General features: G+C 40.0%; 17 protein-coding genes. 6 read left to right on the plus strand and 11 right to left on the minus strand.

The window, feature by feature from the left end:
* The 5 genes from HWQ37_RS07635 to HWQ37_RS07655 all read right to left on the minus strand — a co-directional run.
* A partial coding sequence (locus tag HWQ37_RS07635; RefSeq protein WP_292745493.1) for a hypothetical protein occupies positions 1-775 on the minus strand: 775 nt, incomplete at its 3' end.
* A gap of 219 nt (positions 776-994) precedes the next feature.
* Positions 995-3,745, minus strand: a complete 2,751-nt coding sequence (locus HWQ37_RS07640; protein WP_292745495.1) for a hypothetical protein — start codon at positions 3,743-3,745, stop codon at positions 995-997.
* Positions 3,699-4,070 carry a hypothetical protein gene (locus HWQ37_RS07645; protein WP_292745497.1) on the minus strand — a complete coding sequence of 124 codons (372 nt, stop codon included), beginning with the start codon at positions 4,068-4,070 and terminating at the stop codon, positions 3,699-3,701. Before HWQ37_RS07645 ends, HWQ37_RS07640 begins: the two co-directional genes overlap by 47 nt.
* A 14-nt stretch (positions 4,071-4,084) precedes the next feature.
* The gene (locus HWQ37_RS07650; RefSeq protein ID WP_292745498.1) at positions 4,085-4,696 is read right to left on the minus strand and encodes a hypothetical protein; all 612 of its coding nucleotides are present in this window, start codon (positions 4,694-4,696) and stop codon (positions 4,085-4,087) included.
* 623 nt (positions 4,697-5,319) lie between these two features.
* Positions 5,320-6,510 carry a choice-of-anchor tandem repeat GloVer-containing protein gene (locus HWQ37_RS07655; protein WP_292745499.1) on the minus strand — a complete coding sequence of 397 codons (1,191 nt, stop codon included), beginning with the start codon at positions 6,508-6,510 and terminating at the stop codon, positions 5,320-5,322.
* 1,116 nt (positions 6,511-7,626) lie between these two features.
* Here HWQ37_RS07655 and HWQ37_RS07660 point away from each other — a divergent pair.
* Positions 7,627-9,042 (plus strand): substrate-binding domain-containing protein, encoded by a 1,416-nt coding sequence (locus tag HWQ37_RS07660; RefSeq protein ID WP_292745501.1) that lies wholly within the window; start codon positions 7,627-7,629, stop codon positions 9,040-9,042.
* A 106-nt stretch (positions 9,043-9,148) separates the two neighbouring features.
* Here HWQ37_RS07660 and HWQ37_RS07665 read toward each other — a convergent pair whose 3' ends face one another.
* Both HWQ37_RS07665 and HWQ37_RS07670 read right to left on the minus strand, forming a co-directional pair.
* Positions 9,149-9,403, minus strand: a complete 255-nt coding sequence (locus tag HWQ37_RS07665) for a hypothetical protein (protein WP_292745503.1) — start codon at positions 9,401-9,403, stop codon at positions 9,149-9,151.
* Positions 9,404-9,865: 462 nt separating this feature from the next.
* A complete protein-coding gene (locus tag HWQ37_RS07670; protein WP_292745505.1) occupies positions 9,866-9,988 on the minus strand; it encodes a hypothetical protein in 123 nt (40 codons plus the stop codon).
* Between the two features lie 326 nt (positions 9,989-10,314).
* Here HWQ37_RS07670 and HWQ37_RS07675 point away from each other — a divergent pair, with 326 nt between their 5' ends.
* Together HWQ37_RS07675 and HWQ37_RS07680 are read left to right on the plus strand one after the other, a co-directional pair.
* Positions 10,315-10,743, plus strand: a complete 429-nt coding sequence (locus HWQ37_RS07675) for a hypothetical protein (protein ID WP_292745507.1) — start codon at positions 10,315-10,317, stop codon at positions 10,741-10,743.
* Between the two features lie 208 nt (positions 10,744-10,951).
* Positions 10,952-11,185 carry a DUF3134 domain-containing protein gene (locus tag HWQ37_RS07680; protein ID WP_292745509.1) on the plus strand — a complete coding sequence of 78 codons (234 nt, stop codon included), beginning with the start codon at positions 10,952-10,954 and terminating at the stop codon, positions 11,183-11,185.
* 260 nt (positions 11,186-11,445) lie between these two features.
* On the opposite strand, the gene mltA is transcribed toward HWQ37_RS07680, so the two are convergent.
* Together mltA and HWQ37_RS07690 are read right to left on the minus strand one after the other, a co-directional pair.
* Positions 11,446-12,750 (minus strand): murein transglycosylase A, encoded by a 1,305-nt coding sequence (gene mltA, locus HWQ37_RS07685; RefSeq protein WP_292745511.1) that lies wholly within the window; start codon positions 12,748-12,750, stop codon positions 11,446-11,448.
* A 146-nt stretch (positions 12,751-12,896) separates the two neighbouring features.
* Entirely contained in the window at positions 12,897-14,252 is a 1,356-nt protein-coding gene (locus HWQ37_RS07690) for a proton extrusion protein PcxA (RefSeq protein ID WP_292745513.1), read from the minus strand.
* A 77-nt stretch (positions 14,253-14,329) separates the two neighbouring features.
* Here HWQ37_RS07690 and HWQ37_RS07695 point away from each other — a divergent pair, with 77 nt between their 5' ends.
* Together HWQ37_RS07695 and HWQ37_RS07700 are read left to right on the plus strand one after the other, a co-directional pair.
* Entirely contained in the window at positions 14,330-16,525 is a 2,196-nt protein-coding gene (locus HWQ37_RS07695) for a PD-(D/E)XK nuclease family protein (RefSeq protein ID WP_292745515.1), read from the plus strand.
* A 763-nt stretch (positions 16,526-17,288) separates the two neighbouring features.
* Complete coding sequence (locus HWQ37_RS07700; protein ID WP_292745517.1) at positions 17,289-19,040, plus strand: diguanylate cyclase; 1,752 nt, start codon at positions 17,289-17,291, stop codon at positions 19,038-19,040.
* A gap of 64 nt (positions 19,041-19,104) precedes the next feature.
* Here the strand turns inward: HWQ37_RS07700 and HWQ37_RS07705 are convergent, their stop codons facing one another.
* Positions 19,105-19,602, minus strand: a complete 498-nt coding sequence (locus tag HWQ37_RS07705; protein ID WP_292745519.1) for a YidH family protein — start codon at positions 19,600-19,602, stop codon at positions 19,105-19,107.
* A 178-nt stretch (positions 19,603-19,780) separates the two neighbouring features.
* Between HWQ37_RS07705 and msrA the strand changes: the two genes are divergently transcribed.
* A complete protein-coding gene (gene msrA, locus HWQ37_RS07710; protein WP_292745521.1) occupies positions 19,781-20,446 on the plus strand; it encodes a peptide-methionine (S)-S-oxide reductase MsrA in 666 nt (221 codons plus the stop codon).
* A 341-nt stretch (positions 20,447-20,787) separates the two neighbouring features.
* On the opposite strand, the gene HWQ37_RS07715 is transcribed toward msrA, so the two are convergent.
* Positions 20,788-21,165: a hypothetical protein gene (locus tag HWQ37_RS07715; RefSeq protein WP_292745523.1), complete on the minus strand. Its 378-nt coding sequence runs from the start codon at positions 21,163-21,165 to the stop codon at positions 20,788-20,790.
* Positions 21,166-21,601: the final 436 nt, after the last annotated feature.

Here is a 21,601-nt window from a genome sequence, read left to right on the forward strand (position 1 = left end):
AATCTAGTTGAGAAGTCGCTCGTAAAAGTCGCGCCGCTTCTGTAGATGTTTCTACTCTGCGAGCGCGATTCGCCTCTTCTGCCTGTTGAGAAATATTTGCTAAATTTAAGTTGGAATATTGCAAATACTGATTCGTTTGTAATGTCTGACCAAATGTTTCAGCTATAATTTTTACTTGTTCCTGTTGAATTTGAGTAGTTTGCAATTGAGTGAGACCTAGCACTGCTGCTAATCCGGCAGAACCACTAGCTACAGCCGTTGTACTACCCGCAAGAGACCGGATCTTTTGCTGAATGTCATTGTCATCAGCAAATTTTGTAATATTTTTTAAAGATTCTTCAGTACTTTCTAACTTCGCTTTTGCCCGAATTTGTCCATTTGTACCAAGAACACCTACTGCTACTCCACGGGTAATTACACGGTTGAGTTCATTGCTAACTAAATTTCCCTGCACTGCTGAATTATTCTCAAAACGACTGGCTCTAGAGTTGGAATTAGAAGAGTAGAGAATCAAATTATCACGAACTTTTTGTCCCGCAATAACAGGATTAGGTATATTCAATTCTCCCTTGGAATTACTCAGAGCATTTTGACTCTGTACTTCTACAGGCTTTAAGTTGTCGCTCAGATTATATTGCAGGTAGTTTTGTAAATCTGTGGAATATGATTGAAAATCAGTCCAAACCTGACCTAATCCACCCGTCTGAATTTGTGCCATTACTGGTAGTATTGCTAGGGATAGCAAGGTAAAAGTAAAAATGGTAGTTTTTTGCATATATCTGTGCCTGAAAAGGTAGATTACATTATAGAGTGAGGTAGAAATTTAGGTTTTAAACTGTACCGATTTTGGATAAGAGAATTAGTTTTTCAGTTCGAGCAAGGCTGCGATGCCTTCTATCAAATCTAAAATCCCCAAACTGCAACCCAAGAAAAGATGCAGTTAATCTAAAATTCAAAATTGTTTGACTCACTGCTAACAGCTTAAATAACCAGATTAACTACTACGCAGATTCGCCACTAACTGACGTGCAAACGCAGAAATTGCTTCATATTTGTCACTGTGAAGTTGCATCATTTGGCTACGCGCAGTTTGTTCATAAGGGTTATTAGCAACTGCTGCCAATTGTTCGTAACCTGGATAGTAACGGCAGAATGTATAAATACCGTTATCATCTAATAACCATTGGCTATAAACGCCTTCTTTGCGGGGAAAAAAGCTTTCTGAGGCATTACGAGAAATAACTTGGCGGGGATATTTCAAGATGTCTGCAAAACTGTCAACTGCAACTGGCTGAATACGTCCAATCAATCGGGTTGTCAGGTTTTGCAATATTTTCGATGCAGCTTTAGATTTAGCTATAGTGTCAGGATCTTGTCCTGATAAGATAACTCTAATACCAGCTTTAGCACCGTTGGCACAAATTCTACCAACTAAGTCAGAAATTTGCTCAAACTCAAATAGAATTGGTGCTTCGTCGATAAAGAATATAGAAGCTGGACTACCTAATGCGCGTCGGAGTGCGGCTGAATAAGCACTCAAGGATAGTACGGCTGCATCTTCACTATCTGATAAGTTTCTGAGAGCAAAAACTAAAAGTTGTGCATCGGTAGGAAAGCTGGATGGTGCAGAAATGGCTTGTCCGACGCGGCTAGAAAGCCAAAACCGTAAGCGTAACTGAATTTGACTGAGAGCGTCTTCTACTCTGCCAGTTAAAGAACTTAGCTGCAAGTGTTCGGGTGAGCAGAAAAACAGAAAATCCTTTAAAGTTGGGGTTTTCTGCCAAGCAAGAGTACCAAATCCCCCCGCCATTGCTTGGCGATATCGCTCTTTGATACCCTCATCTTTAAAGAAGGCTTCTAAAGCTAAGTTGAGCAGCGATCGCACGGTTTGCGATAAAATTTGACTTTCGGTGGACGATCCTAAAACCATTGTCATTAACGCTGATTCCAGGAAGGCGGTATAATCGTTAAAGCGATCGCGCTGTTGTTCTGCTTCTAGCGATCGTAAATCTGGCTGTTCAAATAAGTTATTCGATTGTTTAGAAATATCAAAATAGGCTCCATTCCCCTCCATAAACTCTGTGTAGTCAGTGAAAGTTGATGTCCCATCAGGTTTCGGGAAATCTAACGCCACAACCGGAATTCCATGCGCCAAAGCCTGAGTTAAAATCCCTGATACCAACACCGATTTACCAGCACGAGTTGTCGCAAACAAAGCTAAATTTTTGTGCTGATTAAATAAATCTAAATGTATCGGTGTTCCGCCTTCTTCAGCAATCAACTCAAAGCCTTGTTTGTCACCTTTTTTGGTTAAAACTAGCGGCATTAATCCCGGAACTTCACTGGTTAAATATAGCTGGCGACGGTTGAAGGGTGTTGCTAATAAACCTTCCCAAACTATCGGTAGAGTTTGCAGCCAAATTTTCCAAGCATATTCAGTTTCCCTAATTACCCTGGCTGGACGTTGAAAACAGTTTTCAATATATCTTGTCGCCTCATCTAATTTTTCTACAGTGGGACGATGTACTAAAATTGCGACACTCGTATAAATCGGGACTGCACCTTCAAATAACTGTTCTTGTGCTGCTACCGATTTCTTCAACTTTAATTGAGCGTTGACATCAATAGTTTTACTTTTTTCTTGAGCCATAATCGTTGTCATGTTTGACTGCTTCAGCACTCGTTGGAGAGTAGTTTTTACCAATGCTGGATTTGCCGCAGTCAACTCACAAAAGATTTCTGTATCTACTACTGTTTCTCTGGCCAAGAGTTCCCATAAATAGCGCAGTTGAGCCGATTTACTTACCCAACCGCCAGGTTTTTCGAGAAATGACAGTGCGCCAATATAACGATTGTTAACATTAACCCAACGGCGATCGGCACAAGGTACACTAGATTCCATCAGCAAAGTTGTGCCGTGGATATTCTCTAGAAGCAATTTAGTACTAGCTAAATCAGAATTAACTTGTTCGTGCAGTCCTTGTTCATCTAAAGTCATTAACTGGGGAATATCTATTGGCTGCGTATCATTAAATCTTTTCCAGATGTCCCCCCAGAGTTCATCAGCAGTCAAAGGTTTGACATCCAATCCCATTTTGTTAGATAAGATTTGTTCCCAACGCAGAAAACCCTGGTTGTAAGCATTGGTAATCAGGGTTTCAATCCGTTGATTTTCGACTTCTGAGAGATCCCCTTTAAATTTCAACCACCACGATTCAGCTTTGACTAACAGCTTTTCTATCCAATCATCTGCATGTTGGGAGTTAGATTCAATGGTGTAAGTGACATAAATCCGCAAAAATTTGGGTTTACGAATTCCAGAAATAGTCAGTTCTTTAACCCTGGCTCTCTCCGCCATCAACAAATATTTGATATCTCGTGATGGCGAATTTCTGATTAATGTTGCTAATTCTTTTTGACGCTCTTTATCGGAACTAAAAGAACCCAAGTGCAGTGTCATTCTTTCACCGCTAGGAATATCTTTTAATCCGGCTTCAATATTATTAAAAAGTGTATCGATTTGTTCAGGTCTTAAGGTGGTATGAATTCCCTTACAATCAAAACCAAAAACAAAGCAAAATCGATCTTTTTGATTGCCTTTTGTCAAAAGGTAAGCGCCAATATCACGTCCATTCATGGCGACACGCAGCATTGTTGCCAAGTGCAACGCATCTTCAAATGGTGTTAATCTACTACTTTCACTTCCGGCGATGCCGACGCTTTGTTTTCCGATTTTTTGCTTCATGGTTTACTTCCAGTAAGCTTTGATAACGAGCAAAGCCTCTTGTCCAAGCGGGAACTCCAATAAATTTACTTAAAAAACTCCAACTCCTACCACCAGTTAAAATCCACCAAGTTCCGATTCCCCAACCGGTCATTAGTACTGTCCACAACCATTTTTGAAACTCTTCTTGAAAAAGACCCCCAAAAATTCCATTGATCATAAAATATGAGGCTAGGGCAATTACTGTCCAAGGAAGAATTTGATCGGCAGGAATTGGCCCTAATGAAGGTTGACTTCCCAAAACCTGATTGACTGGACGAAATTCTTGTTCCCGCTCTTGAGACATTTGAAATATCTAAATTATTTACTGCTATCGCCAATTACAAAGCGTGTGAGTACATCAGCAATAGTAACAGCAACAACCACTAATAGGGGAGTTCTGGCGATACTTTGCCAATCTTCATCTTTACGCACTGCATTAATCACACCAACTAGGGAGATGGCAATATAAAGTAAGTAAATTGCCCGTAACACATTAAATATCAAGCTTACCGGCGTGTCGCTAGCACCAGCATTGTTTGCTGTTAAGGTTTTTTTGAAAAACTTTTCAGCTTCCCCAAAAAACTGTGCTTGTGCGGGGGCTGCAAACCAGTCTAACCAATATAAACTCAGAACGATCGCTGCTGCTAAAATTTGTAATAATATTAGCGATCGCTTTGGTAAATTCACTTGCTGCCCAATTTGCTGGGTGATGACTGCAATTAAACTACCAACAAGTAAACAAAAGAGCAGGATAGGACTTTTTAGGCTGATAACACTAACGAATACAGCACAAGCAATCAAAAAAGGTACAGATTCAAGCAAAACAGTCAGACAGGATTTAAATGCCAGTCTGAACTTGTGAGATTCTTTCGCCGCACTACCAGTTAAAGCTTTGAAAAAGTTTCTCTCGTGAGAACTTTGTCTAAACATTTGCTAATTTTCCTATGGTGTACTATAATGACTATCCGTATCAAATTTTACAGCTATTATATCTAACATACTTTAACACTATCCATTATTAATCAAATTATAAACCTGTAGTAAAGTTCTATATTCTACATCAGTATTCTGAAGTTAAGTTAACATTATATTAAGATTTATCTAAAACTAAATTTCTCTGATTTGAGAAACTGGATTGCAAATATCGACTTTGAGAATTTTCTCAATCTTCTCATACAGATAGCCTCGATCAACCAACTTCAAAGCCTTGAATTTCCCGACTTCACAGGTATCTGAGCGAACTGCTATAAATGTTTCAGACTTATATGTACACCGTAGGTTTGCTCTTAGAGGATGTTTGAAAAGTATTAGGCGAATAGAATTCGCTACTACACAGAACTTAATCCACCTCCGTGGACTAAGAGAAAATCAAGGGTTTTCAACCCAGGATCGGTAGCTTTTGTTTGTGTAGCCGCGACTTCTAGTCGCCCGGTGAGTAGTAAATTAGACTGAAATTCAAATACCTGTTTTGAAAAGTTTAGATTGATTGTAGAAAAATGGTAGACGTTTAAATATACGTTTTACCATTTTCTACACGCCGATTAGATTTAGAACTAGATGACAAACTTAAACACAGTTCCTAAATTAGAAGTACCGCCAAAAGAGGCAGTACCATAAAATGCACCATTGGATAGCTGGATTAGCGTGGACTCTGGCGTGGCCCCATTAGTACCATTAAAACTAATTAAGCCGGTGATGCTTGCCCCAGTCAGCTGATAGATAACTCCTTTGTTATTTGCCCCACCAACAGAAGCTGTTCCATAAAAGTTACCATTGCTTGCTTTGATGAGTGCAGCTGTTGGGTTGGCCCCATTAGTGCCATTAAAACTGGCAACTAAAACTGGTGTACCGCCACCGATGGGAACCTTGAATATAGCCCCTTTATCGTTGACTCCACCTAGTTTAGTGGTGCCGTAGAGGAATCCACTAGATTCAATTAATGCAGACTGCGGATTTGCCCCATTAGTACCACTAAAGCTATATGAAGTCAGTATTCCTGCGGGAGTTAACTTGAACACAACTCCTTTATTACTTGTTCCACCAGCAGAAGTACTACCGTAATAGTTTCCATCGGTAGCCAGTTGCAATCTTGCTAATGGGGTTGCTCCATTAGTACCACTGAAACTTCTGATGCTGGTGAGTGCGCCGGTAGTGGGCGAAACCTTGAATATAGTTCCTTTATTATTGGTTCCACCTGTAGAGCTTGTCCCCCACAAATTACCATCACCGCCCGTAATCAGTCGCCCTGCTGGGTTAGCCCCATTAGCGCCTGTGAAATTCACAAAAGTTGTCAAGGTTGTAAAAGCTGTTTTTGCCAACTTAAACACTGTGCCGAGATTACTTGTACCCCCTGTAAAGGTTGCCCCATATAAATTACCATCGGCTGCTTGAAATAATCTAGCAACTGGATTAGTCCCTTTATTGGTTCCAGATGTTCCGGTGAAATTTATCAGTGTAGTCAGAGTAGTGAAACCAGCAGGAGTTAACTTGAATGCAGTTCCTTTACCAGAAGTACCACCAGCAGAAGTAGTTCCATAAAGATTACCATCAGTACCGTTACCCTTGAATACGCCAGATTTTGGCGTAGCTCCATTGATGCCGTTGAAATTTACGACAGTAGTTAATGTTGCAGCAAAGGCTTGTTGGAAAGGTAGTACTAATGAAGAAGCCAAAACAGTTAGGGAAGTTAAAATCAATACCTTATTTTTGCTCTGGCTTTGTTTGTACAGATTAATCTTGTTCATTGAATACCTCAAAAAAGTTTAGTGAAGTGGGATGTTTGAAGGACGAAACCCAAGACCCCAACATCTTGTATGTGTTGGGTTTTACTCCGTAACCTACGAGATATCACTACGACTCAAACTAAGTGTTGAGCGCATTTGTATCTAAGATTGGTATAAGTTCTTCGCTTAGGCGGTTAGTGAGAAAATGCCTTAAATGTTGCTATAGCCATATTTAAAAAGCACTCATAAAGCCTGTTTTACTTACACCACAAAAACCGTCCTAGCACTGAATCAATAACGTGAATGGCACGATTAATGATTTCGTTAAGTAGCATAAACCACTATTTATTTCTTTTGATGTCGTGAAAAACACAAAAAATCGGGAAAAATCCACGATTTTGACAGAATATAGTCACAAACTCTTGGGTCAAAATAATTCAGATAGTGTGTTTTTTGTCAAGCAATTAGTAAACTTTATTAAATACTGATTAAAACCTCTAAAAAACCTTAATAAGCCAAATTATCTATATAAATGAAAGGTAATGATTTTTATCTGTAGGAAGGAATAAAAATACTATAAAAAATACTTTTCAAACACCTCTAAATTCCCCAAATATATTTAGTTTTTTTAATCATTCCATAATGTAATCATGACTTAAGCTTTACCTTGACACTATACTGTTGATTTCGTTGGCAAAAATTAACAGCTATTACTTATAGCATTCCTAAAAGATTCGTGAAATTCTGACTTTCTTTACTTCGCTTGTAGCGGTAGTTTCTGTCAAACTGCTGTATATCTACATTAAAGAAAGGAATTTTCATAGTTTAGATGAAATTGCCATACCAAAAACAGTAATTTGGTAAAATTAAACATGGCTTTTGAAAGGGTATAAGAGACTAATAATGGGAATTGAAGCGTGATTCATAGTACCTACTAGCCACTACACTCTAACAAAGCTACTAAATGTTTATTTATCCCAAATTACGTTGAGAATGTAGAGTTTTTAATTAGCAAATAATAATGACCTTTTTATGCAAATTTTTATGCTGACAAAAGGTTATTCTTAATAGCAATTTTGACACTGTATTTGGATTTGATCCGGTGTCGAACCAAAAATTAATTTGAAGGAGCATGATATGGTTTTTTATTGCGATCGCCAATCGAATAAATTGGTAAGTTCAATTACTTTACTTGCCATAGCAACTGGTTTAGTAGTAGGTCAATCTGCTACTCATCAATCTCTAGCTCAGACCTCCACCACACCTCCCCCAGCTGGAGTAACCTCGATAAATGGTGCGGGTGCAAGCTCTATAACTACTTTGCTTATAGGTACTGGAACTACCTATCCTCTTGCGCCGAAAGACTCATGGTTTAACGCTTACGCTGTTGGAAATCCCCCATCTCTCAATAACAATGTACCCCCAGCCCTAACCGGATTCCCAAACGGAACTTATGGCCCTGTGAATTCGAGCATTACATTCAGATATGCTTCGGTTGGTAGCGGCACAGGTCTAACAGCTTTTTTCAATCAAACTGTACCACCAGTACCACCTAATACTGCGACTATTTTAGCCCCAGTATCTTTTGCTGCTACTGACGATCCCGTATCAGGAACAGAAAGAGTTGTTGGCAGTCCCAACAACGTTCCTACCCCCGCAGGTACTCCCCAAAACCCTGTTCCATACGTCCAAGTACCTGTGATCACCGTCGGAATCGCGTTAGCTTACAATCCTGCTGGTTTAAATATACCACCAGGCGGAATTAAGCTTTCACGAGCTACTTACCTTGGTATTCTTAACGGTACTATCACAAATTGGAATGCTCCCCAAATTAAAGCAGATAACGGCAATGTAGCAATTTCTTCAACCAGTAAGCCCATTGTTGTAGTACGTCGTAGTGATGATAGTGGTACTACTTTTGCTTTAAGCAGTCATCTCAAAGCGGCATTTGGTGCTGCATGGAATAGAGGAGTTGGTAAAAAAAGTATTGCTCAAACTGGTGGTATACCCAATCCACTACCAGCCGATACAGTTGTTTGGCCAGCTAGTTTCCAATTTGCTTCAGGAGGTGGAGGTGTAGCCACTAAGATTAAAGCTACTGCTGGTGCAATTGGTTATGTTGATAGTGCTGCGCGGTTAGCTAATAATCTGCAAGCTGCTGTCTTAAAGAACAAGGCAGGTACTTACAATGCTATCTCATCAACTTCAATTTCAAATGCTTTTGTCGGTGCGACTGACCAAGATACAAATGCTCGGCGGATTAAACTTGTAGTTACCGATCCAGCAGCTGCAAATGCTTATCCCATTGTTACCGCAACTTACGTGCTATTTTATGACAAATATGCAAACGTTAATGTAGCAAATGGTATTAAAGGATTCATCAACTGGGCTTTAGGAGTACCACCTGTTCCAGCATCAGGAACAGATTTGACAATCGACCCGAACAAAATAGCTATAGCTAGAGGATATGCTCCTCTTCCTGATGGGATTAAAAATCAGGCTCGAACTGTTGTCAATACTTATGTGAACACTGCTTTTAATCCAGCCCCATAATTGCCTGAATAGTGTTTTTGGTTTTAACTGATTCGGCAGAATTCCCCGTCCCTCTACAGGGCGGGGATGGATAGCCGGACGACGACGAAGCCAACTCCGACCGACATCAATCGTCAGATTGATTAGGGAGTGGGTTGGTTGATAGCGTAGCGTTAGCGAGTCCGCGTACTCTTTCAGAGAAGCAAGCTACGCTTTTAGCGTCTCGTAAGAGAGCGTCGAAGTCGTCAATCCTGGGGCTAGGCAACCTGTCGATCCAGTCTTCGACCAATTGCGTAACTGTTTTTTCTTTGCTTTGTGCATAAGCCTTCAGCTTGTCATTCCGTTTTTGGGAAAGCCTAATTCTGATGGATCTTTCTTTCATGATGTATCGCCATGATGGATACATCTATGTTATGATATAAATGATTGTTGACCCACCCAATCGACTCATAACACAACGGTCACAGTAGCAGTAATATGCTATGCCTTGAATAAGAGCGAGAGAATGGGGGAAAGACCTCGGTCACTGGTTCGCAAGGTTACGTCCTGCGGTAAAAATAAGCCATACAGGGGTGTACGAAAAAGTAATCAACTGCCTTTGGAAGCAGGGCGGCTGCGCGGGTTCTCCCTTGAGGAGATAAACGGTGAAAACCGAGAGACGTTGTGTAAGACCATCATCGGGTTTAGTCCCGAATTCTTAGCAATAAGAATACCTAACCTGGCAACGGCGAATGAGACGCGAAGCCCCATCCGTCTATACGGTGGGGTACTTCACATACCCTTGCCTTCTTTAGATTTATAAATATCTTGGTAAGGATATGACAATTATGCCCCAGGATTATATTTACAATTCTGGGGTTTTATTATTTAATGTGTAAAATAAATTACATATCAGATAATTTGCGATCGCAATTGCTTTTAGCCATTCCCCCATGCTAGCAAGTGAAGCGATCACAAGTTTTGGCATCAACTATGTTATCATATTATTTGTTGAGAAATATTTTCGGTCATGTGACTTGACTATCTATATAGACGCTTCCCGAATCTAAATCTCTACACCCTTTGATTCTAAAGGTGTCTGTATCTTAACTTCGTGCCATTCGTTAATAGAGCTAAGACTTTTAGAAATAAGAGTCTTGAGTATTCCCAAGATTGAAATTTTAGTTAGCTGAAATGTATTGTAATACCTGGCGTGACACTGATACACCTAACTGTCAAAAAAAATGTGCTAAGAAGAATTGACAAGTCTAGTGTGTCAAACACGCAGACAACATACGGATAATACTGGAACTTATGCCCACGGATATAATTACTCGTCCTGAGTCCCTCACAGAAGATTGCTTTTTTACTTACGCCCTTGGGACTGATTTGCATGATACTAATTCGACAGCTAAATATTTACGCCGAATTAGAAAAGAAGATAAACCATATATCGACATAGCTGTTTCTCCCAGGCCGGGCTATCGGTTTGAGGTTTGTCTTATCCCTGTTGAAGGGTTCGCTCAAGAAACAATATTGACAAAAGACGGGTTCGCCAAAGCTTTAGGGATTATTTGTGCTGTATCTAATAAAGCTAGAAAGCGATTCCCTTCAGGAAATGGACAAGAGATAGTCCGGTGTCAATTTAGTAACTTAGCTGATGCAGTCGCTGTAGCAAATAGACTGTCTGCATTACCCTCTGATATGTATGAAACTCTCGCCAAAGTACCAAATGCTTTGTAATATTATATATTGCATCGGCTGGAATATTTATTATTAAAACTGACACGGTGACATTTTAATGGTAAGTAGCTAGATGGACTTGAGATGAAAACCTCAAAGGGTCATATTTTGTCTGTTGAGAAAAGCCTTGTCATGCAAGACTTTTAACTTTAATGTACAATTTTGATGTTTTTGTACGCTAACCTGTAATTGAAAGTGAGTTTTTTTTATGCCTATAAGTCCTTTACGTGAAGAACCTCGTAACCAGCGAGCGCCTGTAATTCGTACAAGTAATGAGTTTATTCTTTTAGAATGGCTAAAGTCAACAGGTCGTCTAATTGAGCGCGAACATCAAGAATCTGAGTATCTAACTGAAGTAGAAGAAATTTCTGAAATGATAGACCTTGATGATATCCCTTACGATCATGACGATGATGATGGGGAGATGGATTTGGAAGCGTAATTCGTAATTCGTAATTCGGAAGGCTAAAATTCCTGACTTATCTGAAAAGTCGGGAATTTTAGTATAAAAATGCGGATGTGTTTAACTAGTTCCGTGGGTTTAATACCAATTCTGTATGAAGATGCGCCAAACTATATGAGGAACGAACCGCAAAGGGCGCAAAGGACACAAAGAAAGAAAGAGAGAAAATTTGGCGCGGCCCCTATCTCCGACACGCTGTTCGCGTTCGTAAAGAAGAATTACGAATTACGAATTACGAATTACGAATTATTTCGGTTCTTGGACTTGAGTAATAGATAAAATAATTGTCCATTACTGACTGTAACACCAGCGCGATCGCCAGCAATTTTCCCAGTACCTAAAAAATAATCTACTCTACCTGCACCTTTAATTGCACCTCCGGTATCTTGGTCAAGAACATAGCGACTAATAATGCGCTCCTCCATTTTTCCGGTAGAATCGACAAAGGGAATGGAAGCGCGAATCAACGCTAAAGCACCAGGAGGCATAAGAGATTTATCTGTAGCAATAGAACGCTCTGCTGTTAATGGTACATTGATCGAACCTTGGGCTGGCTGACCGTGATTTTCTTGAAAAAAAACAAAACTGCGATCGCGTGGAATATAAATATTTAATTCTTGGGGATGCTTTTGGAAATAGTCGAGAATAATTGGCATAGTTACGCCTTCTAGCGGTAATTTGCCATCATTAACTAATTCTCGCCCAATACTTTTGTAGTTATAAGCGGTATTCCCAGCATAGCCGATTGTTGTTTGAGTCCCATCGGGAAGCTGAAGTTTCGCTGAACCTTGAATTTGAGCTAAATATGGTTCGAGGCGATCGCTAAACCAAAACAACTCTAATCCTCGCAATTTACCTTTTGCGCTTTGTAAACCATCTGCGCCTTCTAACTCCTCGCGTGTCGGATGAGGTTTAGGCCAGGAGTTGAAATCAGGAGGTAAGCGATAAACGGGATAGCGATATTCTCTGGTGGGGACGCGGCTGGCTGCATAAAGTGGCTCATAATAGGCGGTGAATAAAACGGAACCTTTGTTATCTTTACCAACTGACTGGTAAAAAACAAATTCCCGATCAATAGCTTGATGTAATTCTGTTGCAGAATTAGTTTTTAATAAGAGTTCGCGGAATCTTTGCAAGCTTTTGAAAATGCGATCGCGCGTAATCCCAGCCACCGGATAGTTTTGATAAGCAGCCGCAGCATTAGTTGTTTGCAGATATTGGAGACTACGAGCGATCGCACTCATCAGAGCCTTTTTCTCTGGTATTTGTCCATAGAGTACTTCATCCAAACAAGAGGTATCACTTTGACAACAAGTAATTGGTAGTCTTGGGATTAATGGTAATTCTTGCTTTTGTGAAAATGCATCTTGATTTTCCGTATTCAAGGAAACTGGTATATCCCACTTTTTCACCTGACATTCTGGCGAAACAAGTTCTTGATGCGTCAAAGATTGCATCCGCACCAGTAAAATCGACGAAACCACAGGTAAACTGATGGCGAGAATTTTGTTAAACTTTCCTAACCAAGCAAGTGTCTTTTCCATCAAAATTCCCAATTCGTTGCCTCGTTCCCAGGCTCTGCCTGGGAATGTGATCAAGGAGGCTCTGCCTCCCGGTTTCACAGGAGGCAGAGCCTCCCACAAGAGCATTACAAGGCAGAGCCTTGTAACGAGATAAAATGCCCAATTCCCTATTCATTCATATTACGATAAGTTGCAACAGCAGAAGGCGATATCCGGTTCAAATATCGGAAGATCCAATACTTAAATATGGTATCTAAAATCACCGGAAATGTGGCAATAAATAAGAAGATAAAATCTCTATTTGCTGGTAATCCCCAATGGCGTGACACTCCTTCTAAGAGTACTTCCCAGCCATGAGGAGAGTGGAAGCCGACAAAGATATCAGTAAACAAAATAATGATAAATGCTTTTGCACTATCACTAAGTCCATAGACAATATTATCAAAGAAATCTTTGAGTACAGCAATAGAAGACTTACTAACTAGCAAAAGCCAGATAAAAGCAACCACCGAAAACATATCTGCAAAAACATTTTTGATCGCACCAGAGCTTTCGTGACGAAATTCTTCAGCTAGTTCTATCGCCTTATTTTTCATTTCAGTCTCCACCTGCTCAGGCAAAAGTGGAGGAGCTTTGACAATGAGATTTTCAAACTTGAGCTTTTCTTCAAATCTTTGTAATTCTACAAGGGCTTCTTCTTCCATTTCGGAATTGAGAAATATCTGCATTTCTTGAGCGCTTCTAAATCTCTCAATAATTGGCCCGACTACGAAAGATTTTGCTATTTGATGCGTTAAAAGTGGTACGATAATTAATAGTAAAATAAACCTGAGAGATATTATTGTTCTTCTTTGAGTTTGACGAAAACTCTGAATTACTTCTTGTTCCGAATTGGGGTCTAATTCAACTTGCAGACGACTGATAGTACTTAAAATAGAACGAGGTAAAACACCTATCGTATCGGTTTTACGCTTGACTTTTGGTTTATTCTCCAAGTCTTGAGTTGGTATTTTGGGTGGTAATGTTGGAGTATTGACGAGCAGCGCTTTTTCGTCAGATATCACAGAGTTAGCTGGTAGATTTGGAGGTCGTACTACTAAATCTTTGGAAGTCGCTCGATCGGAACTTGTTGTGTATTTAGATGTAACTTGGTCGATATAGTTTAGCTTTTCCAAAACTAAAGAAGGAGTTAGATACTCTATACCTGCTTTTTGAGCAGCTTTTTGATCCTCTTCATTTAGAACCCAACGACTTGCTCTAAACTCCGTCAGCCGCATTCTGACAACTTTTAATAGTTTGTTGAGGTCTGACTCAAAATAATCCATCACGCTGTTACTGTACATGGCTGAGTCAATGTCTATTTTATTACCATTGAAATGCTTATCTTCTATTTCCTGAATCTTTAATGCTGCATCGTAAGCTTCATATAAAGAACGTTCAGGAGTCTGTAAGTACCATCGATAAGCAGCAAGTAAGAAAGAATAGATTTTTTGACTAAAAACAGAGTTTTTCATTGCAGACAATCATTCAGCATTATTTGGTGACTATTAACTTAAGTTAACGCACGAGGTATACTAGCAAATCTATAAGGAGAAAGTTTGTGGTTTCTCATTCGGTTTGGATTGTTGGCACTAGCCGCAGTGGTAAGACGGCTCGCTTGGTAGAACAATTTGGTAATTGGGTCAAATCAGAAAATCAATATACTGAATCATTTTATACTAAAAAAACAGGACGTAAAAAAACTGGTTATCTACCCGAATTTTTATATCTTAAACAAACAGAGCCGGGAGTTTTAGTTTTAGCTGCCAATGATGATAATCGTCGAGAATTAGGGGATATAATTGTTACGTCTACCTTGGGTAAATATCCGGTTCGTGCGAAGACCCCACTAGGTTTTTTTCAGGATGAAGTTATTTTATTTTGGCCGTTGTTAATTAACTCGTTGAACCTGAAGGCACAGTTTCCGGTAAGATTGCGACCAGAAACGGAGCAAGAGTTAGCAACGAAACTTTGGCGTTCTCAATTAGACGAAGAAATTTTACGTATGGCGGGAGTGAATGAATCTCGCTTGGTGCGTCGCATCTTAGACTTATTACAATTAGCAGCTTACAGTGGTGTACCTTGCGAAGATATTGCCCAGATTTTGTCCAAGGGTATGGGGGAAAATACCACAACTTTAGAGCCGGAATTTTTGGCATCTTTGCTACTAGATTGGCGTAATTGGTGTTTAGAGAGGGGGTTGCTGACTTATGGGATTATTACCGAACTTTATAGTCAGCACTTATTAAGCGATCGCAATTACCAGCAGCACCTAACTAAACGCTATCAGGCAGTACTAGCAGATGATGTCGATGACTATCCTAGCGTAGCGCGTCTTTTGTTTGAATTGCTATTAGATCGCGGTGCAGTTGGCGCATTTAGCTACAATCCCGACGGTGCAGTGCGATTGGGATTGGGAGCAGATCCCAACTATCTAGAAGGTTTAGCAGAGCGTTGTCGGGTAGAAATTTTAACCGGGCCACCTCCAGAGTCCCTGAGCGAGCAACTGACTAAACGGATGGTGGAATTAGTCACAGAACCGATGATACTGCTGAGTTTACCAAAAACAGTGTATTCAATTCAAACCACCTCCCGCGCCCAATTATTGCGGCAAACAGCAGAGGAAATTGCTAATGCGATCCAATCGCAGCAAGTACAACCTGAAGAAGTTGTGATTATTGCACCGGGTTTAGATGCGATCGCTCGTTATACTCTAGTAGAAATCCTCATCAAGCAAAATATCCCAGTAGAATCGCTCAATGATCAACGTCCTCTAATTAGTTCACCTATCATTCGCGCATTACTCACCATGCTGGCACTAGTTTATCCCGGCTTGGGTCGCCTCGTAGATCGGGATGCTGTGGCAGAAATGCTGGTTGTCTTAAGCAGAAAACAACAACCACCAGAAAACTCTAAAGACGCGATGAATCGGGTATCTACAACAGACGCGATTCATCGCGTCTCTACAAATATTGATCCGGTACGTGCTGGTTTGATTGCAGATTACTGCTTTGTACCCCATCCCGATCGCCCCAATTTGCTACCAGTGTCAGCCTTCGAGCGCTGGGACAGAATCGGCTATGCAGCGACTACAGCTTATAATGAGATATTACAGTGGTTAGAACAGCAGCGATCGCAACAAGAATTGCGGTTAATTCCCAGTCCTATTTCCCTTTTAGATAGGGCAATTCAGCGCTTTTTGTGGGATGGTAGTAATCTTCCTTATGAACAACTAGCAGCATTGCGGGAATTATTAGAAACCGCCCAACATTATTGGGAAATTGACACCAGGTTACGACAAATTGCCCCAGTTGAGACAACACCTCAGACAACTATTATCGAATTCATTCAATTACTGCGACGTGGTACAATTACCGCCAACCCTTACCCTGTGCGTCCCATCGGTGGAGCGAGAAAGGCTGTCACCTTAGCAACTATATTTCAATATCGGTCTAGTAGGCGATCGCACCAGTGGCATTTTTGGCTAGATGCTGGTTCACCCCTATGGGCGAAAGGTGGCGCGGCTACTTTGTTTGGCGCGCCGTTTTTTCTGCGAGATAGATTAGGCGAACCTTGGACAGCAGAAGATGAGAAATTGGCAGAAGAACAACGACTACGAAGGATTTTGACAGATTTACTGTCTCGCGTATCCGAGAGAGTTTATTTGTGTCATAGCGATTTAGCGGTGAATGGACAAGAGCAATTAGGGCCGCTTTTACCTTTAGTGAATGCTTGTGTAACGCATTCGGTTATATAAAACTCATCCAAAATTCTCTAAACTAGACTTCTCTATAAAAGATTAGTTAAAAGGGCTTTCCCGATCAACTATTGATTTCTTACTTTAACGATTTCGCTACTAAGGAAAATAAGTGTGAGAAGCTGTTCCTGAAGGACTAAAGCACGAATTTACTAATTCTAAGCTTTCTGCTTGCAACTTTTCCACTTGTTGAACAGATGGCATGCAAATCATAACTATAAAGCTAGAATAAAGCAACTAACAGCTAAATAAATTCTCAGCCTGTATTTAAGCATTATTTATATATAAATTTTTGAATTCAGATATTCTCAAAAGGTTGAAAAATCGAAATCAAACGTTTTCGATACAACAGGGTAAAAAGTGAGAACATATCGGGAATTTTGTATAACTATGAAGAAAGAAAAATCGAAAATGAATATATAACGTTTGATTTCGATACAACAGGGTAAAAAGTGAGAACATATCGGGAATTTTGCATAAGTTTAAGGAAATAAATGAGCCGGAAATCGTCATTCATTAGAGAGATACCTGATTTGACAATAATATCAAATTCCGATATATTACCTTACTAATAAATAACACCAATTAGATAAGCAGGGTGGACACCCTACACTACTTAAGATTTTCAGAAATGATTTCAGATTCCCTACCCAATACTTCTCGGTTAAGCATTTTCAACTCGGAATTGGGTTTTGGGTAAAGGTTAAAGGTTTTTTCTTTCCCCTTCGACAAGTATTGATTCCCTACCTATATGATGTGAGCAATGGAAATTATTTACTGGAATTGCATAATAGCTCACGGAATTACTGCATTTTCATACTTTGGCATCCCCATAGTAATAGCAGTTTTATTTAATAAAACTAAGACAACTATCCCTGAAAAGTTTTGGCTAGCCTTTTTCTTATCCGGTGGATTCATACTATCTTGCGGATTTCATCACTTTTTGGCGATCTTTGAGCCACATTCGGCAGTATCCTTGTTGCACTTAGGCGTACTCGACATAATGGCGTTTATTTCTTTGTCTGCCTTACTGTGCCTGATAACAACCGCCGATCAGATTTTAGAGGCGCTCACCAAATCTCAAGAAAATATCGGTGAACTTCAATTCAGCCAGCAAATGCAACGACTATTCCTGGATCAAGGCCCCTTTGGAGCCTATATCAAAGATGAGCAATCTAGAATGCTTTACTACAACCAGGAACTACAGTGTAGATTTTTGGTAGATTCACAAGAATGGTTGGGGAAAACGGATAGTGAATTCTTGCCAGATCCAGAAGAGGGGCAGAGGGTAATGGAAAACGATCAAGTCGTTTTCAAGACTCAACGCCCCTTGAAGCTGATTGAAGAGATAAAGATAGCTGGTAATGAGCAGCCGTGCTACTGGCTATCGTTTAAGTTTCCCTTTAACGATTACGCAACCGGCGCTCACCGCATCGGTGGCATTAGTATCGATGTTACAGAATCTATAGAAGCACAGCGATCGCTCACCGATCTAAATCGGCAGCTAGAAGAAAAAACACTGAAATTAGAGGCAAAAAAACGAGAACTTATATATCTCTCAGATATGGCATATATGCTTTATTCCTGCGAATCTGAAGATCAGGTGTATCAAGTGATCGCTTTCACCTGTTCTAAGCTGTTTCCTAATATGACTGGTTGTATCTGTATAATTGCTAATTCCAAGAATTATGTTCAGATAAATAGTATTTGGGGAGATGAAAAAACCAGTAAAGAAATCTTTTCACAATCTGAGTGTTGGGCATTGGGGCGAGGAAAAGCAAACCTTTTATCGCCTCGTCATTCAGGACTTATGTGCAGCCACTTAATCCAGCCTGTTAGCGGCACACATTTGTGTCTTCCATTGTTTGGACAAGGCGAAATAGTTGGGATTTTACACATCCATGCCCTTGAAGAAATCAGTCAAGAAGATCAACAAATTACTGAGATTATTGCTAGAACATTAGGCTTTGGACTGAATAATCTATCGATAAAACAACGTCTAACCCATGAGAATTTGCGGGATCGGATGACTCAACTATTCAATCGTAGCTATATGGAAACTGTAACAGATCAGAGGCTAGCGGAAGCTGAACGGTTGGTGCAATCTCTTGGCATTGTTTTCTTTGATATCGATGACTTCAAATCTTACAACTTACGCTATGGGCATTTGACTGCCAACATTGTTCTCATGGAAGTAGCAAAGCTGCTGTTAAACTCTATTCGCTCCTTTGACATTCCTTGCAGATGGGGCGGTGACGAATTTGTGATTGTAATGCCTAATATTGCGTTGTCAACCCTCCTTGAACGAGTAGAGCAACTAAGAGATGCTCTTTCTCAAATGGAACTGAAAGATGGTGATCAGATCCTCGAAAGCATCACCGCCTCTTTTGGAATAGCTATATCAGAGCCAGGTATCAAACTTCACGATTTGCTAAATCAAGCAAATCAGGCGATGCTTGAGGCAAAGCAAACAGGAAAGAATCAGGTTGTTCTGCACAGACGCACCCATAATTGAATTTCTCAAGAGGTAGTGACAATGCAAGAATTATGCAAGTTAAATGTGGAACAGCTTAACATGATTAATTTTGATTTTTGGACTTGTCGTGAGCATTCAGTCGAAGGATTTTAAATTTTGAATTGGGAGCAAAGCGACGCGACTGTGGTTGAATTGGAACAGAATAACGAGAAGGTAATTTATCACGCCTCAAAAGCAAAGGAATACTGAGAATTCCCAAAATAATTACTACTCCGGTCATTATCCAAACCATTAACCTATTTGGTCTATAGTCGCCTTGTTCAATTTGCCAGAAAATTTGGTTGTATCGCCACGTAGCTAAAGCAATAGTCGAAATTCCAAAAATTACCAAAGCAACACCCAAATTTTCTGAGTTGGATAATTGATGTACGGGAGGTTCTTGTTGAGTAATCGCAAGATTCAACTGGCGCAGAAATATACCAAATCGCGCGATCGCAAAACCAAAGCCAATCAATGCAATTGAAGTGCGTAGCCAAGCCAGAAAAGTACGTTCGTTCGCTTGATGCTCCCTTTGGCGGTCAATTTTTGGTATTTTATCCATGAGTACTTCTGATGGCAAGTTATTCTTTGATGAATAGTATTAACTAGTTAAAGAGCAAACACTGAGATGCATCTGTAAGGATAAACACAATCCAATGATGACTCTGAGAAAACCCCAAGCGATGCCAGAATCTTTACAATGGTAAATAAGGTAAAGATATATATCAGAGTCAAAATCAATGGCACTATTCGGATTTGGCAAAAAGTCAGTTATGCCCACACCTGAAGAAGCTTTGTCAGGAAGGAGACAATCTATGTCAGTACCCGCAGCTCATTATGTCAACAAAAATCCCTTACAACCTCCTTTTCCCGATGGATTTGAGAAGGTAATTTTTGGCTTAGGCTGTTTTTGGGGTGCAGAACGCAAATTTTGGCAACTTCAAGGAGTTTACACCACCGCAGTCGGTTACGCTGCTGGATTAACACCCAACCCCACTTATGAAGAGGTATGTAGTGGGCGAACCGGTCACAATGAAGTGGTGTTGGTTGTGTTTGATCCCAAAGTGATTAGTTATGCCGAACTACTCAAAGTCTTCTGGGAAAGCCACAATCCTACCCAAGGAATGCGTCAAGGTAATGATACTGGCACTCAATACCGTTCGGGAATTTATGTATATTCCGAAAATCAAAAGCAGCTAGCAGAAGCATCGCGGGAAGCTTATCAGGAAGCTCTCAACGGTGCGGGTTATGGCAAGATTAGCACAGAAATCTTAGATGCGCCGGAGTTCTACTACGCTGAAGCTTACCATCAGCAATACCTCGCTAAAAATCCTAACGGGTATTGTGGTTTAGGAGGAACAAACGTATCTTGTCCCGTGGGTGTAGTTGAATCGCAAGTGAGTTGATAGGGTAGGGTAGTCAACTTAACGTGAGTTCGACGAACCTCTCCCTGCCTTGAACTAAAGTTCAAGTCTATCCCTCTCCGACTCGGAGAGGGACGGTTTTTGTGTCGTTAAGAATATTTGTAGGTTGGGTGGAGCAGAGCGCAACCCAACAAACCCCCTGAAAAGTCAGGTTTCGTTCCTTAACTACACATTTTTATTTTTTGGGCTTAAGCGAACCGTATTGGATTATATAGCAATCCTAAATCATTCGTGAACAACGAGATCCCCGACTTCTTAGAAAAGTCGGGGATCTGAGTCTTGTGATTTTCACAAATCAAATAGAATTGCTATAGTTCAGTAATTTATGAACGCCAGCGAAATACCTTTCTCATGATAAATATAGCTACACTTGCACCTATTGCCCCTGATAACAGAATCATAATGAATAATATCAATAATGTAGTATTACCAGTGAACGCTAAATTTAAATTTTGATGAGCAGAAATAATTAATTTAAGTATTTCATTTGGATTCTTGTCTTCACGATTAAAAATAAAAAAGATTACTAGACCTTCATACCCTCCTATAGCCCCAATTAATAGTCTAAATATTTCAATATAAAAATTACTTTTCCTTGTGATGATTAGCGTAGCTATTCCGGCAAATGCTCCTCCCAAAAAACATGATGCTATTATTAGTATGAAATCTATTAACAATTCTTGAGGGTCTGGCTGCCACATAATATTCAATTATTACTAGATATAAAAATTTTTCCGCTTCAAAATATTATTGATTATCTACATCTAAAAAATTTAATATAGCGGTTATCGATTGTATGAGAACACCAAAGTCCTTGCTGTAAAATCATTTCAGCAAAGTTTTTGTATCTCACTGAACTGCACACCGCTATAATAAATAGCTTGGCGATGACAATTTATTAGCGTGTGTTAGCGATAGGATTAGGATGGTGCGTTATGCCCTTGGCTAACGCACCCTACAAGATTACGAATTACGAATTAAATGAGCTAGGCGTTTTAACACTTTGACAACAGTATGTAGGTCATCTCCACGATTCAGTGACAGTGTGTAAGATAATGCATATCTCGGTGTACCCTGTTTCGTCAACTTAATAAATTGAAATTCATTACCATTGGTGATAAACCCAAAAACAGGTTT

The sequence above is a fragment of the Nostoc sp. NMS4 genome, assembly GCF_017115095.1.
Lineage (GTDB): Bacteria > Cyanobacteriota > Cyanobacteriia > Cyanobacteriales > Nostocaceae > Nostoc.

What these genes read in the sequence shown, in the direction of transcription:
- HWQ37_RS07640 (WP_292745495.1), bottom strand. Translation starts at nt 3,745, where the DNA reads ATGAAGCAAAAAATCGGAAAACAAAGCGTCGGCATCGCCGGAAGTGAA.
- HWQ37_RS07645 (WP_292745497.1), bottom strand. Translation starts at nt 4,070, where the DNA reads ATGTCTCAAGAGCGGGAACAAGAATTTCGTCCAGTCAATCAGGTTTTG.
- HWQ37_RS07650 (WP_292745498.1), bottom strand. Translation starts at nt 4,696, where the DNA reads ATGTTTAGACAAAGTTCTCACGAGAGAAACTTTTTCAAAGCTTTAACT.
- HWQ37_RS07655 (WP_292745499.1), bottom strand. Translation starts at nt 6,510, where the DNA reads ATGAACAAGATTAATCTGTACAAACAAAGCCAGAGCAAAAATAAGGTA.
- HWQ37_RS07660 (WP_292745501.1), top strand. Translation starts at nt 7,627, where the DNA reads ATGGTTTTTTATTGCGATCGCCAATCGAATAAATTGGTAAGTTCAATT.
- HWQ37_RS07665 (WP_292745503.1), bottom strand. Translation starts at nt 9,403, where the DNA reads ATGAAAGAAAGATCCATCAGAATTAGGCTTTCCCAAAAACGGAATGAC.
- HWQ37_RS07670 (WP_292745505.1), bottom strand. Translation starts at nt 9,988, where the DNA reads ATGCCAAAACTTGTGATCGCTTCACTTGCTAGCATGGGGGAATGGCTA.
- HWQ37_RS07675 (WP_292745507.1), top strand. Translation starts at nt 10,315, where the DNA reads ATGCCCACGGATATAATTACTCGTCCTGAGTCCCTCACAGAAGATTGC.
- HWQ37_RS07680 (WP_292745509.1), top strand. Translation starts at nt 10,952, where the DNA reads ATGCCTATAAGTCCTTTACGTGAAGAACCTCGTAACCAGCGAGCGCCT.
- mltA (WP_292745511.1), bottom strand. Translation starts at nt 12,750, where the DNA reads ATGGAAAAGACACTTGCTTGGTTAGGAAAGTTTAACAAAATTCTCGCC.
- HWQ37_RS07700 (WP_292745517.1), top strand. Translation starts at nt 17,289, where the DNA reads ATGGAAATTATTTACTGGAATTGCATAATAGCTCACGGAATTACTGCA.
- HWQ37_RS07705 (WP_292745519.1), bottom strand. Translation starts at nt 19,602, where the DNA reads ATGGATAAAATACCAAAAATTGACCGCCAAAGGGAGCATCAAGCGAAC.
- msrA (WP_292745521.1), top strand. Translation starts at nt 19,781, where the DNA reads ATGGCACTATTCGGATTTGGCAAAAAGTCAGTTATGCCCACACCTGAA.
- HWQ37_RS07715 (WP_292745523.1), bottom strand. Translation starts at nt 21,165, where the DNA reads ATGTGGCAGCCAGACCCTCAAGAATTGTTAATAGATTTCATACTAATA.